We start from the raw sequence: 15,291 nt of genomic DNA, 5'->3' as shown, positions 1-15,291 counted from the left end.
CAAAATAATGGCCTTGGCTGGCCAGGACTGCGCACGTCTCGATAGTGGGTTCTTTCACGTTACGTTACGCAACCGCCGCAGACTTCGGTTACCACCGTTGACCGCCGTGCATCGTAGGGTGGGCACTCGTGCCCACGCGGTCCACCGGGTGATCATCGGTTGCGTTCCATAATAAAAAACCCCGCACACGGCGGGGTTGGTTCCATCAAACCGGCACGCTCACATCGTCTGGGCCAGAATCTTGTCCGCGCTTTCCGGATCATCCACGCGCAACGCATCGATGAAGGTCTTGAGCGAGCTCCCGCATGCAAACACCAGCACGTCACCGGCGCGGCACAGCGACAGGCCGAGGCGGATCGCCTTGTCGACCTCGATCTCGCGGTGGGTCGTGTCCGACGGTCCGATCACGTTTTCGATGCCCTCGATGATCAGGTCGACCGCACCGCCGACCGGACGGCCGCGGCTTTGCGATTCATAGACCACCAGCTCGTCGAAGCGCTCGCCGCAGGTTTCGCCGATCTGCACCAGGTCGCTGTCGCGGCGGTCGCCCGGCGCGGTGACGATGCCGACCAGTTGGCCCGGCAGCAGCGCGCGCGCCATTTCGGCCAGCGCCGCATACGCCGCCGGGTTGTGGGCGTAGTCGACGATCACCGTCACGCCGCGCACGTCGAACACGTTGGTGCGCAGCGGGTTGGTCTTGCTGTCGGAGACGAAGGTCGAGAGGCCATCGGCGATCTGCAGGTTGGAAAAGCCGGATGCCATCAGTGCGCTTGCCGCCGCCAGCGCGTTGGCGATGTTGTAGCGCGCGCGCCCGCCGAACGAGGCCGGCATCGCCTCCACACGCATCAATTCCTGGTGCAGGTTGCCGTCGGCGACCACCAGCGCATTGTCCTGCAGGTAGGCGCCGCGGCCGCCGTCTTCCAGGTGCTGCAGGAAGACCGGGTTTTCCGCATCCATCGAGAAGTAGATGATTTCCGCATCGGGCCTGGCGCGTCGGCCCATGGCGACGCACAGCGGATCCTCGGCGTTGAGCACCACCGCTTTCGAGGCGGACGAAGCCACCACGGCTTTCACTTGCGCCAGGTCTTCGATCGTCTCGACGCCGTCCAGTCCCAGGTGGTCGGCGTCGATATTCAGCACCACGCCGACGTCACACTGGTCGAAGGCCAGGCCGCGCTTGAGGATGCCGCCGCGCGCCGTTTCCAGTACGGCGAAATCGACGTCCGGCGCCGACAGCACGGTGCGCGCCGACCAGTAGCCGGTGCAGTCGCCTTTCACCAGGCGCTTGCCGTTGACGAACACGCCCTCGGTGGTGGTCACGCCGGTGCCCAGGCCGGCCACGCGCGCGGTGTGGCCGATCATCAGCGCCGTCGTCGTCTTGCCGTTGGTGCCGGTGACGGCCACCACCGGGATGCGGCCGTTCGACTGCCCCATCAGGCCGTCGATGATCGCTTCGCCGGCGTCGCGCGGTGCGCCCGCGCTCGGGTGCTGGTGCATGCGGATGCCCGGCGCGGCATTGACTTCGATGACCGCCCCGCCCTGCTCGTCGAGCGGGATGGTGATGTCCTGGCAGACAATGTCGATGCCGGCCACGTCGAGGCCGATCTTGTTCGCCGCGCGTACACACAGCGCGCGCGTGGTCTCGGGCAGCAGGTCGGTGCAGTCTTCGGCGGTGCCGCCCGTCGACAGGTTGGCGTTGCTGCGCAATTCGACGCAGACGCCGGCGGCAGGCACCGCATCGGGCGTGTAGCCCTGGCGGCGCAGCATGTCTTCGGCATGGGCGTCGAGCGCCAGGCGCGTGAGCACGTTGCTGTGGCCGGTGCCGCGCGCCGGGTTCTGGTTTTCGATCTCGACCAGCTCGGTGATGGTGGAGACGCCGTCGCCCATCACGTGGGCGGGGCGGCGGAAGGAGGCGGCGGCGATGCGTCCGCCGGCCACCAGCACGCGGTAGTCGCGCCCTTCGACGAAGCGCTCGACGATGATGCGGCGGCCGTATTGGCGCGCGAAGTCGAAGGCTTTCGCCACTTCCTCGGGCGTGGCGCATTTGGTGGTCACGCCCTTGCCCTGGTTGCCGTCGAGCGGCTTGACGGTCACCGGCACGCGCAGGCGGCGCGCGATGCGCTGGGCTTCCTCGACCGTGGTCACGGTGCCGCCTTCGGGCACCGGCACGCCCGCTTCCATCAGGAGCGCCTTGGTCAGCTGCTTGTCGCTGGCGATCTTGACGGCGACATAGCTGGTGTCGCCGGTGGTGGTGGCTTGCAGGCGCTTCTGTTTCGAGCCCCAGCCGAGCTGGAACAGGTTGGCTTCGTCGGTGATGCGCGAGTAGGGAATGCCGCGCTCCTGGGCCGCGGCCAGCACCGCCGCGGTGCTGGTGCCGATCGAATAGCGCGAGCCGAGCGCGCGCAATTCCTTCAGGCGCGGTTCGAGGTCGAACGGCTCTTCATTGGCCAAGGCGGTGACCAGGTCGACCGCCAGCTGGAAGCTCGGCTCGGCCAGCTTTTCGATCGCGTACTGGACCACGATGCGATACTGGCCCGTGCGGCCCGATGCCGGGCGCGTGCGGCCGTAGCCGACCGCGGGACCTGCCATCGATTGCAGCGTCAGCGTCACGTGCTCGATCACGCGCGCGAGATAAGTGCCGGCACGCAGGCGCTGGGCGAAGCCGCCCGGCTGCCCGAGCGGCATCATGTGGCCGTTCAGCAGCGGCAGCGCCGCCAGCAGCGCATCGTTGAATCCGGGGATGTCTTTCGAGGAGATGCCGTACAGGTCTTCCAAGTCGACTACACTGAGCAGGCAGGGGGTATCCGCATGGACGTTGGGTCCGCGCAGGAATCGTTGTTCGAGGATATACACGAGAATGTCCCTATTGTTTTGAATTGTAGGTTGATGCACAGCCGGCGCGCCCTCAGCAAGCGCGCCGGCCGGGTGGAACAGGAAACGGTCGTTCAGGTATCGAGCAGCTGGGTGTACATGCGCGTCGCCATCAGGCCGGCTGCGCTGTGGTGGTGCGCCGGGGACATCAGTTCCAGCAGCAGCGTCATCGCCTCGCCCTTGCCGCTGGCGGCGGCCACGCGCTGTTCGAGCGCGGCCAGTTCGTTGTCGCCGCTACCGTCGCGCCCTGCGCGGCGGCGGATCAGCCCGCGCTCGGGATAGTTGCCGCCGCGGTCGGCATGCTGGCCGAGGTTGTCGAGCGTACGCTGGCGCGCGCGGTGGGTCAGTACGCGCTCTTCCTTGACGCTGCTGCCCGGCACGCTGACGATCCAGTCGCGCAGCACCTGCTGCTCGTAGCTGGAAAACACGCCGAACATCTCGGCGCGCTCGCCTTCGATCAGGCGCCAGAAGCGGCTGTGCTCGACCTCTTCGCCGCGCTTGATCCAGCCAGCCGTTTCCAGCGCGCCGAGGAAGCCCGGGATCTGGCCCGGCTCGGCCAGCCAGTCGTTGACCGAGCGGCCGGCGACGCGGCAGTAGTCCGAGTGCATGTTCTTGCCGACCGTGCTCTTTTGCTCCAGGATCGTCACCAGCTCGTCCTGCAGGTCGAAATCGGCGATCACCGAATTGGTGCTGGCGCCAAGTTCGTTGAGGCGGTAGCCGTCCAGCACGCGTTGGTAGAAGGCGGCGCGGTCGCCCACGCGCGGCATCAGGTCGAGCAGCGCCTGCACCGCCTTTTGCGCGTGGCCGGTGGCCGCGTTGTCGACCGTGACGTGCAGCGTGAAGTAATACGGATCGATGCCGAATTCGTTCAGTTCGTAGGACGTGATCAACAGGTGCAGCGGCAGCTGCTCGTAGCCGAGGTTAAAGCCGATCACCTCGGGCAGGAAGCGCTCGGCGTTGTGGCCGAGCGCAAGCTGGATCGCGCCCTGCACGAAATGATCGTCGCTCAGCTGTTCCCAGTTGTCGATGCCATGGGTCGCCATCAGCTTGCGGTAGATCGTGACGTGGTTCTTGCTCGGCGCGCCTTCGCCGAGTTCCTCGAGATAGGTCTTGATCAGCGGGTGGAAGTCGGGGCTGTCCCAGTGCTTGAGCATGCCGTACAGCCAGGAGCCGTCGACCAGCTTGGTTGGCGCGGCCGACTTGATGAAGTTCAGGGCATGCGCGCGCGTATGGAAATAACGGCGCGGCGCCCCGCCCTTGCGTGCGGCCAGGTATTCGCGGTACTGGATGCCCACCGCTTCGCTGCGCGCTTCGATCCAGGCCGGCAGCTGCGCCAGCGTCGGCGGCAAATCGGCCGGGATGTCCTGCACGGCCGCGATCTGCTGGCGCAGGTAAGCCTCCCCGGCGCGGGCGTTGTGGGAGGGGTCTTCGTACAGCGCGAAATACAAGTCACGGGCAGGCGCGGACGCGGCGGGTAAGCTGCGGCGAGCCTGGACTGAATCGGATACATCGGTAACGAGCGATGGCGTCATGGACTATGTTCACAATCTTGTTGAATGATTACCGGAATTATCCGTGCTGAACTATGCAACGCACATCGGCACGCATCGCCAGCAGATGTAAGACAGAGCTTACAAAAATAACAAATTGTTACTTTTTTAGGCAGGCGGGTGGACGGTTTGCTGGATTGGCCGGGTCCAGGCGCAAAAGCGCCGCGAAATTCCAACGTTTTTGTGGCGTGCGCATTGGCCAGCGCGCGACACGCGTCCTGAGCACGGTGAATGACGCACAGGCGTAGGATGAGGGGGGTAGCCGGGCGGGTTGTGAGGGGCTGCGCGAGGAGAGTGGCGATGCGCGAATCCGACGTGTTGATCGTGGGCGCCGGTCCGAGCGGACTGGTGCTGACCCTGTGGCTGAAGGCCTTCGGCGTGAACGTGCGCATCGTGGACGCAGCCAGCGGCCCCGGCACCACCTCGCGCGCGCTGGCGGTGCAGGCGCGCACGCTCGAGCTGTACCGCCAGCTCGACCTGGCGCAGCCGGTGATCGAGAACGGCCATCCGATCCAGTTCTTCAACATCTGGACCGAAGGCGAACACCGCGGGCGCATTCCGCTGGGCGCCATCGGCAGCGGCTTGACGCCCTACCCTTTCTTTCACATCTACCCGCAGGATCGCCACGAGCAGCTGCTGGTCGAGCGCCTGGCCGCGGCCGGCCTGCTGGTGGACCGCAACCTCACCTTGACCGGGTTCGACGAACATGCCGATCACGTCGAGGCGCGCCTGGTCGATGCGGACGGCCATGAAGAGCGCTGCGCCGCGCGCTGGCTGGTCGGCTGCGACGGCGCGCGTTCGGCGGTGAGGAATGCGATCGGCGTCGGCTTCCCCGGCGGCACCTACCGCCAGGTGTTCTACGTGGCCGACATCGAGGGCGACAGTCCCGCCCTGAACGGCGAACTCAACCTCGACCTGGACGAATCGGACCTGCTGGCCGTGTTCGCCACTGCCCCGCGCGGACGCGGGCGACTGGTCGGCACCGTGCGCGAAGACCATGCCGAGCATGCGGAGACCCTGAAATTTTCCGACGTCAGCAAGCGCGCGATCGACAACCTGATGATCAGCGTGCACATGGTGAACTGGTTCTCGACCTACCGCGTGCACCACCGCGTGGCCGAGCACTTCCGGCGCGGACGGGCCTTCCTCGTCGGCGACGCCGGCCACATCCACAGCCCGGCCGGCGGCCAGGGCATGAACACCGGCATCGGCGACGCCATCAACCTGGCCTGGAAGCTGGCCGCGGTGATCGAAGGCCAGGCGCCGGACGGGCTGCTCGACAGCTACGAAGCCGAGCGCCTGCCCTTCGCGCGGCGCCTGGTCGACACCACCGACCGCGCCTTCAGCTTCCTCACGGCCGACGGCCCCGTCGCCGAAATCGTGCGCACCGGGATCGCGCCGCGCCTGATGCCCCTGATCGGCAAGATGCCGGGCACGCGCGAGTTCCTGTTCCGCACCATTTCGCAGACGGTGCTGCATTATCGCCACGGTCCCCTGAACAGCGGCCACGCCGGCAAGGTGCATGGCGGCGACCGCCTGCCCTGGGTGCGCTACGACAGGGGCGACAATTTCGCCCCGCTGCCGAAACCGGGCTGGCAGGCGCACGTGTACGGCAGCGCCCGCCCCGACCTGCTGTCCTGGTGCGCGCTGCACGGCGTGCCTCTGCGCCAGTACGACTGGCATGCCGAGTGCGCCGCGGCCGGACTGGAGCACGACGCCGTCTACCTGCTGCGGCCGGATACCTATGTCGGCCTGGCGTCGCCAAGGGCGTCGATCGAGGGGCTGGATACCTACCTGCGGGCGAACGCGCTGCGGCTGTGAGGGGTGCACCGCGCGCCCATGATTAACGGCAGGCAAAGCTGCGCCACCTCAACCGATTTGGCGCGATCATCGGGGCGTGCATCCCGCATGTCGCAACCACCTCATCGGAGAACCATGGAACTCACCGTCAACAACAGCACCACCGCCGCCACCCTCGTCACCGTCTTTGCCGAAATGCCGGACGGGCGCTTCGTCGCCAAGGTCATGCCCGAGACCGACGTGCCCTACACGCCCTATTTCGAGAACGAACTCGACCAGGTCATCGTCTACATCGCGCCCGACGAGGAGCAATTGCAGGCGATCCTCACCGCCCTCAACGAACGGCGCCTGCCATTCGGCGACCTGCAGAATTACGGCGCGGCCGGGGGCGGGACTTCGGTGATTCCGGTGTAAATCACCGCGTGGGCACAGGGCGCCCACCCTACGGACGAGATTCGATATCCCGCAGGCCGCCGCCCCGGTTAGCAGGACGTAGGGTGGGCAGCTCCACCAACGCCGCGTGAACATCGCCGACGTTAGCGCTGCCCACGCGGTGATCGTTGACGGCGAGATCATCCGGCACGATCACGGAGCCGCTAACGATTACCGCGTGGGCGCTTTTCGAGCCATTGGCCCGAAAAGCCCCGCCCACCCTACGGGTATGCCAGACGCGATCCAATCCGTGCACTCACCCACGTGAACGCGGCAGTTCATGGTCGCCGGCGTTGCGCGGTGCGCGCCGGGGGCGGCTGGGGACGGGTGCCTTTTCGATGCGCGTCACCAGCACGCAGGCGATGCGCCTGTCCTCGACTTCGGCCACCTCGAAACTGAGGTCGTCCACCACGACCTTTTCGCCGACGCCCGGCAGCGTGCCGAAGCGCTCGAGCATGAAGCCGGCCATCGAACTATAGTCGTCGCTCTCGCTCACCAGCGTATCGAGCCCGAGTACCTGCTCGACGTGGTGCAGGTCGGCGGCGCCGTCGATGCGCCAGCGGCCCGGCCCCTGCTGGACCACGGCCGGCTGCTCGTCCTCGTCGGGGAATTCGCCGGCGATCGCTTCCAGGATGTCGATCGGCGTCACCAGCCCCTGCAGCGTGCCGTATTCGTCGGCGATCAGCACCAGCTGGCCGTGCGAGCGCTTCAGGGTGTCCATCACCTTCAGCACGTCGCCGCTTTCGGGCATGATGATCGGGGTGCGCACGTGCGCCGGGTCGATGCGTCCGCTGACGGCCAGGTCTGCCATCAGGTCGCGCGCGCGCACCACGCCGATGATTTCGTCGAGTTCGCCCTTGCAAACCGGGAAGAAGCTGTGCGGCGTTTCCATGATCTGGCCGCGGATGACCTCGGCGCCGGCATCGATGTCGATCCACGAAATGTCCGAGCGGTTGGTCATGATCGAGCGGATCGAGCGCTGCGACAGGCTCAATACGCCGCTGACCATGTGGCGCTCGGCCGGCTCGAAGGCCGCGGCGTCGGGCGCGGCCGGCGCCGCCGCGGCGCCACCTTCCGGCTGCCCGCTCTTGCCGCCCAACATGCGCAGGATGGCGTCGGCGGTGCGTTCGCGCAGCGGCATGCGCGCCTCTTCCTTGGCGACATTGCGTCCGGCCAGCTGATTGAGCGCCTCGATCAGCACCGAGAAGCCGATCGCCGCGTACAGGTAACTCTTCGGAATATGGAAACCAAAGCCCTCGGCGATCAGCGACAGGCCGATCATCAACAGGAAACTCAGGCACAGCACCACCACGGTCGGGTGGGCATTCACGAATCGGGTCAGGGTCTTCGAGGCGAACAGCATCACGCCCATCGACACCACCACCGCCGCCATCATGACCCCGAGCTCGTCGACCATGCCGACGGCCGTGATCACCGAGTCGAGCGAGAACACGGCGTCGAGCGCGATGATCTGGGCCACCACGATGCCGAACGCGGCATATTCCACCACGCCGGTGCGCTGCGCGGTCTTGCCTTCGATCCGTTCGTGCAGTTCCATCGTCGCCTTGAACAGCAGGAACAGCCCGCCCAGCAGCAGGATCAGGTCGCGCCCGGAGAAGGCCATGCCGCCGAGCGAAAACAGCGGTTCGGTCAGCGAGACGATCCAGGAAATCATGGTCAGCAGGCCGACGCGCATCAGCATGGCCAGCGACAGGCCCAGCACGCGCGCGCGGTCGCGCTGTTCGGGCGGCAGCTTTTCGGCAAGGATGGCGATGAAGATCAGGTTGTCGATGCCGAGGACGATCTCGAGCACGACGAGGGTCGAAAATCCTATCCAGATGTTCGGATCGGACAACCATTCCATGTTCTTGTTCGCTTTTTAAATGAGAGAGCACGGCGCCGGTGCAGCGAACTGAACCGGCGCCATGGCGCATCCCTGCTTCAGACGTAGGCCGGCAGTTTTGGCAGCAGCTTGTCGAGCGTGATCGGATAATCGCGCACGCGCACGCCGGTGGCGTTGTAGATGGCGTTTGCCACCGCCGCCGCCACGCCGCAGATGCCCAGTTCGCCCACGCCCTTGGCCTTCATCGGCGAGGTCATCGGGTCGGTCTCGTCGAGGAAGATCACTTCCTGGTGCGGGATGTCGCCATGCACGGGCACTTCGTAGCCGGCCAGGTCGTGGTTCACGAAAAAACCGATGCGCTTGTCGACCACCAGGTGTTCCATCAGCGCGGCGCCGACGCCCATCGTCATGGCGCCGATCACCTGGCTGCGCGCCGCCTTCGGATTGAGGATGCGCCCAGCCGCGCACACGGCCAGCATGCGCCGCACGCGTACCTCGCCGGTGGCGGCATCGACCGCGACTTCAACGAAGTGGGCGCCGAAGGTCGATTGCTGGGTTTTCTTTTCCAGGTCGCCATATTCCATGATGTCTTCGCCCGTGACTTCGCCGTCGCGCGCGGCTTGCGCCAGCGCGACCGACTTGCCGCCCGCGCGCACGCTGCCGTCGACGAATTCCGCCGTGGCCGGGTCGAGCCCGAGCTTCGTCGCCACCGCTTCGCGCAACTTGACGCAGGCGGCATACACGCCGGCCGTGGACGAGTTGCCGCCCCACTGCCCGCCCGACCCGGCGGACACCGGGAAGTCGGAGTCGCCCAGGCGCACGTTGACGCGCTCGAGCGGCAAGCCCATCATCTCGGCCGCGGTCTGGGCGATGATGGTGTAGCTGCCGGTGCCGATGTCGGTCATGTCGGTTTCGACCGTGACCGTGCCGTTTTTCTCGAGGCGCACGCGCGCCGCCGACTTCATGTTCATGTTGTTGCGGAAGGCCGAGGCCACGCCCATGCCGATCAGCCAGCGCCCTTCGCGCACCTTGCCGGGCAGAGGATTGCGGTTCTTCCAGCCGAAGCGCTCGGCGCCCTGGCGCATGGTTTCCACGAAGCGGCGCTGGGAGAACTTGCGCGAACGTTCTTCCGGGTCGACCGTCGTGTCGTTGATGATGCGGAAGGTGACCGGGTCCATCTTCAGCTTTTCCGCCATCTCGTCGATGGCGATCTCGAGCGCCATCATGCCCGGCGCCTCGCCCGGCGCGCGCATCGCGTTCCCTTCCGGCAAATCCAGGGTGGCGAGCTTCAATTGCGTGAACCGGTTGGCGCCGGCGTACAGCAGGCGCGTCTGTTGCACCGCGGTTTCCGGCTGGCCGTCGGGCAAGTCGCCGGACACGCTCTCGTGCGAAATCGCGGTGATGCGCCCTTCGCGGGTGGCGCCGATGCGGATGCGCTGGATCGTCGCCGGGCGGTGCGTGGTGTTGTTGAACATCAGGGCGCGCTGCAGTGCGATCTTGACCGGACGGCCGGCGGCGCGCGCGCCGAGCGCGGCCATCAGCGCTTCCGAGCGCAGGAACAGCTTGCCGCCGAAGCCGCCGCCGATGTAGGGCGACACCAGGCGCACGTTTTCCTTCGGGATGCCGAGCGTCCGCGCCATGTCCTGGCGGCCCCAGGCGATCATCTGGTTCGCGGTCCACAGGGTCAGCTTGTCGCCCTGCCACACGGCCAGCGTGGCGTGCGGCTCCATCATCGCATGCGACTGGTCGGGCGTGCTGTAATTGGCGTCGAGTTTCACCGGCGCGTTGGCGAAGCCGGTGGCAAAGTCGCCGGCCCTGGTTTCCGGCTTTTCCTCTTTCTTTGGCAACTTCGCGCTGGCTTTCGCCTTTTTCAGGTCGTACTCGCCCTTGGCCTTGACGTATTCGACCTTGACCAGGTTCGCCGCCGCACGGGCCTGCTCGAAGGTCTCGGCGACCACCACGGCCACGGCCTGGTGGTAGTGCTGGACATCGGGGCCGGCCAGCAGGCGCGCGGTATTGAACTTGCCCTTCTCGAGCTTGCCGGCGTTTTCGTAGGTGACGATGGCCAGCACGCCGGGGGCGCGCTTGGCCGCGGCGGTATCGATCGAGGCGATCTTGCCCTTGGCGACGGCAGCGCCGATCACGTAGCCGTAGGCCGCGTTCGGGGCGGCCGCGTGCTGCTCGTAGGCATACGGGGCGGTGCCGCTGGTTTTCAGGGGACCGTCGATGCGGTCCGTCGGTTTGCCGATGACCTTCAGCTGGTCGATCGGGTTGGTGGTGGCGGGAGTGGTGAATTTCATGCCGTCTGCCCTTTCTTGGCGTCGACCAGCACCGCTTCCAGCGTGCGCTGGACCAGCGGGATCTTGTAGGCGTTTTCGTCGGTCGTGCGGGCGCCGGCCAGCAAGGTGTCGACGGTGGCGCGCGCGCCGCGCGGCAAGGCGGCGTCGGCCGCGGGCACGCGCCAGGGTTTATGGGCGACGCCGCCGAGCGCAACGCGGCCGCTGCCATCCTTTTGCACGATGGCCGCCACCGAGATCAGCGCAAACGCATAAGAGGCGCGGTCGCGCACCTTGCTGTAGCTGTGCACGCCGCCGAGCGGACGCGGCAGCACCACGCCGGTGATCAGTTCGCCCGATTGCAGGGAGTTTTCGATGTGCGGCGTCGTGCCCGGCAGCCGGTAAAAGTCGGCAATCGGGATCACGCGCGTGGCGCCGTTCGCGCGCACCGTCTCGACGCCGGCGTCGAGCAGCTGCATGGCCACCGCCATGTCGCTCGGGTGGGTGGCGATGCAGGCTTCGCTCTGGCCGACGATGGCGTGGTTGCGCGTGTAGCCGCCGATGGCCGAGCAGCCGCTGCCCGGCACGCGCTTGTTGCACGGCAGGTTGGTGTCGTAGAAATAGGGGCAGCGGGTGCGCTGCAGCAGGTTGCCGGCGGTGGTCGCCTTGTTGCGCAATTGCGCCGAGGCGCCTGCCAGCAGGGCGCGCGACAGCACCGCGTAGTCGCGCCGCACGCGGGCGTCGCTGGCCAGGTCGGTATTCAGTACCAGCGCACCGATGCGCAGCCCGCCGTCCCCGGTCGCTTCGATCTTGTCGAGTTTCAGGTCGTTGACGTCGATCAGGTGCGGCGGCGCTTCGATCTCGAGCTTCATCAGGTCGAGCAGGTTGGTACCGCCAGCGATGAAGCGCGAACCGGGATGGCGTTCGGCGGCGGCCGCGGCTTCGATCGGGGTGCGCGCGCGTTCGTAGGTAAATGCCTTCATGCCTTGCCTCCAGCCACCGGCATGCCGGCTACCGGTGCGCCCGCTACTTCGGCGATCGCATCCATGATGTTTGAATAGGCCCCGCAGCGGCAGATGTTGCCGCTCATGCGTTCGCGCAGTTCATTCACGCTGAGCAAGGGTTTGGCGTTCAGGTCGGCCGTGACGTGGCTCGGCACGCCCTGGCGGATTTCGTCGAGCACGGACACGGCCGAACAGATCTGTCCGGGCGTACAGTAGCCGCACTGGTAGCCGTCGTGTTTCACGAAGGCGGCCTGCATCGGATGCAGCTTGCCGGGCGCGCCCAGGCCTTCGATGGTGGTGACCTCGTCGCCGTCGTGCATGATCGCCAGCGACAGGCAGGAATTGATGCGGCGGCCGTTGACGATCACGGTACAGGCGCCGCACTGGCCCTGGTCGCAGCCTTTCTTGGTGCCGGTCAGTTTCAGGTTTTCGCGCAGGGCGTCCAGCAGTGTGGTGCGCGTGTCGAGGGTCAGCTCGCGCCGCTGGCCGTTGACCTTGAGCGTGGTCTTCACGCTGCTCGGTGGCGGATTGACGGGCGCCGGCGGCATCCCTGGTGCCCCGGCCTGGGCCGTGGCCACGGTCGGGATGGCGGCGGCGGTGGCGGCCACAGCCCCCGTTTTGAGCAAGTCGCGCCGCGACAGTTTCAAATCGCTCAGGTCGTCCATAGTCGTTCTCAGCCTTCTGGTATGGCGGGACGCCGGTGCGGCCCGCATGGATAGGTCCCCGGACGGGACGCGCAGGCGGACGTCCGGAAAGTCGTCTTATGATAAAGACATTTGGTAGAGCGGGCGGCACGGTTGACCAATGGCTGTTTTTACGGCCTGCGTGACTGGCCGGCGTGCATCGCATGCACCGGGATGGGGCAGGCGCACTGTGCGCAGGCGCTGTCTATGCGGTCTACCGGCCTGCAGCCGCATCGGCGCGGCAATCGGGTATCATTTCGCCTTCGCCGGTCCTGCCGAGCTCTCCCTGGTGCCGCAACGCGCCCTCTTCTCCCTCCCGGAATGACCATGAACGCATCGGCCTCGCAGGACCCAGACCATCAACAGGCGAATTTTCAGCAGGAATACGAACGGCGGCGCGAATTCGCCGCCCTGTTCGAGGAAGCGCCGATGTTCATGGCCCTGCTGCACGGGCCGCAGCACCATGTGGAATTCGTCAATCCGGGCTACCGGCGCCTGATCGGGCACCGCGACATCATCGGCCGCCGCCTCGCCGACGAGCTCGAAGATGCCGCGGCGCAAGGCTATGTCGCCATGTGCGACCAGGTCTATCGCACCGGCGAGCCGATTAGCGCCACCGGCGCGAAATACGCGGTGCAGGCGTTGCCGGGCGGGCCGGTGGTCGACCGCTATGTCGACTTCGTGCTGCAGCCGGTACGCGACCGCGCCGGCGCCATCCACGGCATCTTCCTGCTCGGCTCGGACGTGACCGACCGCGTGTGCAATGAAATCCGGCGCGATGCGCTGATCCGCCTGACCGACCTGGTGCGCGATACGCCGGACGCGCGCGCCATCATGGCCGGCGCCTGCCGCATCCTGGGCGAAACGCTGGGCGCGAGCCGGGTCGGCTTCGCCGTGGCCGGCCCTGCCGACACCGTGCACCTGAACGGCAACTGGCAGGTGCCGGGCGCGGCGATCCTGCCCGACACCATCGACCTGCGCCAGTTCGGCGACTTCATCGACGACCTCAAGGCGGGCACGCCGGTCGCCATCGAGGACGTGGCGCTCGATCCGCGCACGGCGCATGCCACCGCGTCGCTGGCGGCGCTCGATTCGCTCGCATTCGTCGACCTGCCGGTGCTGGAAGACGGGCGCCTCGTGGCCCTGGTCTACGTCAACAGCGCGCAGCCGCGCAGCTGGACGGCAGACGACGTCGCCCTGGTGCGCGAAGTGGCCGAGCGCACCCGCACCGCCAGCGAGCGCCTGACCACCCAGGTCGCGCTGGCCGCCAGCGAAGCGAAATTCCGCACCATCGCCAACGCCATGCCGCAAATGGTCTGGTCGACCCTGCCCGACGGCTTCCACGACTACTACAACGCGCGCTGGTACGATTTCACCGGCGTGGTGCCGGGCGAGACCGACGGCGCCGGCTGGGCCAACATGTTCCATCCCGACGACCGCGACGAAGCCTGGGCGCGCTGGTCGCACAGCCTGGCAAGCGGCGACACCTACGAGGTGCAGTACCGCCTGCGCCACCACACGGGCGGCTACCGCTGGGTGCTCGGGCGCGCGCTGCCGGTGCGCGACGACGCGGACCGCATCATCCGCTGGATGGGTACCTGCACCGACATCCACGACCAGAAACTGGCCGAAAACGAATTGCGCCTGGCCAACCAGCGCAAGGACGAATTCCTCGCCATGCTGGCCCACGAACTGCGCAACCCGCTGGCCCCGATCAGCACCGCGGCCCAGGTGATGCGCCTGCGCTACGCCGACGCCGAGTACGTCAAGCGCGCCAGCGACATCATCGGACGCCAGGTGCGCCACATGACCGACCTGGTGGACGACCTGCTCGACGTCTCGCGGGTGACGCGCGGGCTGGTGCAGATGGAGCGCGCGCCGGTCGACCTGAAGCTGGTGATCAATGGCGCACTGGAACAGGCGCGGCCCCTGATCGAGGCGCGCCACCACGCGCTCGACGTCCACATGACCGGCGAACCGGCCTGGGTCGGCGGCGACCGCACGCGCCTGACGCAGGCGGTGTCGAACCTGCTCAACAACGCCGCCAAGTACACCCAGCAGCATGGCCGCATCGACATCGGCCTGGCGGTGCGGGACGGCCATGCCACGCTATCGGTGCGCGACAACGGCAGCGGCATCGCGCCTGGCCTGCTGCCGCACGTGTTCGACCTGTTCACCCAGGGCGAACGCACGCCCGACCGCGCGCAGGGCGGCCTCGGCCTGGGCCTGACCCTGGTGAAAAGCATCGCCGTCCACCATGGCGGCAGCGTGCAGGCCAGCAGCGGCGGCCAGGGACAAGGCAGCAGCTTCACGATCACGCTGCCGACCATGGCGGCGCCCGCCGCGCATGGAATGGCCAACCCGCTCGACACGGCCGACGCCGGCGTCCAGACCGCGCCGTCGACGCCGCGCCGCATCGTGATCGTCGACGACAACCGCGATGCCGGCGCCTCGCTCGCCGCCGCGCTGGAAGCACGCGGCCACGGCATCGCCCTGTTCGACGACGCCCAGTCGCTCCTCGACGCGCAGGAACTGGGCCCGGTCGACGCCTACATCCTCGACATCGGCCTGCCCGACATCGACGGCTACCAGCTGGCGCGCCGCCTGCGCCAGGGCGGAGCGCACCCGGGCGCGCTGCTGGTGGCCCTGACCGGTTACGGCCAGGCGCACGACTTCACGCTGTCGAAAGCGGCCGGCTTCGACCATCACCTGGTCAAGCCGGCCGACCTCGACCAGCTCGAGCGCATCCTGCGCGATGCGCCGCCCGGCGGCGCGCAGTTGCCCGCTTAATTACCCGCTTAGTTACCCGCACAGTTGCCTGCGCTGTTGCCC

The 15,291-nt window shown here is 67.3% G+C and carries 9 protein-coding genes; 3 read left to right on the top strand and 6 right to left on the bottom strand.

Going from position 1 to position 15,291, the window contains the following annotated elements:
* Positions 1 to 219 precede the first annotated feature (219 nt).
* Both cphA and IFT60_RS25310 read right to left on the bottom strand, forming a co-directional pair.
* Positions 220 to 2,853 (bottom strand): cyanophycin synthetase, encoded by a 2,634-nt coding sequence (cphA, locus tag IFT60_RS25315; RefSeq protein WP_192056864.1) that lies wholly within the window; start codon positions 2,851 to 2,853, stop codon positions 220 to 222.
* Between the two features lie 92 nt (positions 2,854 to 2,945).
* Entirely contained in the window at positions 2,946 to 4,403 is a 1,458-nt protein-coding gene (locus IFT60_RS25310) for an iron-containing redox enzyme family protein (protein ID WP_192056863.1), read from the bottom strand.
* Between the two features lie 318 nt (positions 4,404 to 4,721).
* Here IFT60_RS25310 and IFT60_RS25305 point away from each other — a divergent pair, with 318 nt between their 5' ends.
* Positions 4,722 to 6,242 (top strand): FAD-dependent monooxygenase, encoded by a 1,521-nt coding sequence (locus IFT60_RS25305; protein WP_192056862.1) that lies wholly within the window; start codon positions 4,722 to 4,724, stop codon positions 6,240 to 6,242.
* A gap of 114 nt (positions 6,243 to 6,356) precedes the next feature.
* The gene (locus IFT60_RS25300) at positions 6,357 to 6,635 is read left to right on the top strand and encodes a hypothetical protein (RefSeq protein ID WP_192056861.1); all 279 of its coding nucleotides are present in this window, start codon (positions 6,357 to 6,359) and stop codon (positions 6,633 to 6,635) included.
* Between the two features lie 274 nt (positions 6,636 to 6,909).
* On the opposite strand, the gene IFT60_RS25295 is transcribed toward IFT60_RS25300, so the two are convergent.
* From IFT60_RS25295 to paoA, 4 genes are all read right to left on the bottom strand, one after another.
* The gene (locus IFT60_RS25295) at positions 6,910 to 8,517 is read right to left on the bottom strand and encodes a TerC family protein (RefSeq protein ID WP_192056860.1); all 1,608 of its coding nucleotides are present in this window, start codon (positions 8,515 to 8,517) and stop codon (positions 6,910 to 6,912) included.
* A 77-nt stretch (positions 8,518 to 8,594) separates the two neighbouring features.
* Positions 8,595 to 10,796, bottom strand: a complete 2,202-nt coding sequence (gene paoC, locus IFT60_RS25290) for an aldehyde oxidoreductase molybdenum-binding subunit PaoC (protein ID WP_192056859.1) — start codon at positions 10,794 to 10,796, stop codon at positions 8,595 to 8,597.
* On the bottom strand, positions 10,793 to 11,755 hold the full coding sequence (locus IFT60_RS25285; protein WP_192056858.1) for an FAD binding domain-containing protein: 963 nt from the start codon (positions 11,753 to 11,755) through the stop codon (positions 10,793 to 10,795). Before IFT60_RS25285 ends, paoC begins: the two co-directional genes overlap by 4 nt.
* A complete protein-coding gene (paoA, locus tag IFT60_RS25280) occupies positions 11,752 to 12,441 on the bottom strand; it encodes an aldehyde dehydrogenase iron-sulfur subunit PaoA (RefSeq protein WP_192056857.1) in 690 nt (229 codons plus the stop codon). The genes IFT60_RS25285 and paoA overlap by 4 nt, the downstream gene beginning before the upstream one ends.
* 345 nt (positions 12,442 to 12,786) lie before the next feature.
* Here paoA and IFT60_RS25275 point away from each other — a divergent pair, with 345 nt between their 5' ends.
* Entirely contained in the window at positions 12,787 to 15,249 is a 2,463-nt protein-coding gene (locus tag IFT60_RS25275) for a hybrid sensor histidine kinase/response regulator (protein WP_192056856.1), read from the top strand.
* The last annotated feature ends 42 nt before the right edge of the window (positions 15,250 to 15,291 follow it).

The sequence above is a fragment of the Massilia sp. CFBP 13721 genome, from assembly GCF_014842025.1.
Taxonomy (GTDB): Bacteria; Pseudomonadota; Gammaproteobacteria; order Burkholderiales; family Burkholderiaceae_D; genus Telluria.
Note: the sequence above shows the minus strand (reverse complement) of the source record. Positions and strands in the feature narration are given on the sequence as shown.

Coding starts and splice junctions, on each gene's coding strand:
- IFT60_RS25310 (WP_192056863.1), bottom strand. CDS start 4,403: ATGACGCCATCGCTCGTTACCGATGTATCCGATTCAGTCCAGGCTCGC.
- IFT60_RS25305 (WP_192056862.1), top strand. CDS start 4,722: ATGCGCGAATCCGACGTGTTGATCGTGGGCGCCGGTCCGAGCGGACTG.
- IFT60_RS25300 (WP_192056861.1), top strand. CDS start 6,357: ATGGAACTCACCGTCAACAACAGCACCACCGCCGCCACCCTCGTCACC.
- IFT60_RS25295 (WP_192056860.1), bottom strand. CDS start 8,517: ATGGAATGGTTGTCCGATCCGAACATCTGGATAGGATTTTCGACCCTC.
- paoC (WP_192056859.1), bottom strand. CDS start 10,796: ATGAAATTCACCACTCCCGCCACCACCAACCCGATCGACCAGCTGAAG.
- IFT60_RS25285 (WP_192056858.1), bottom strand. CDS start 11,755: ATGAAGGCATTTACCTACGAACGCGCGCGCACCCCGATCGAAGCCGCG.
- paoA (WP_192056857.1), bottom strand. CDS start 12,441: ATGGACGACCTGAGCGATTTGAAACTGTCGCGGCGCGACTTGCTCAAA.
- IFT60_RS25275 (WP_192056856.1), top strand. CDS start 12,787: ATGAACGCATCGGCCTCGCAGGACCCAGACCATCAACAGGCGAATTTT.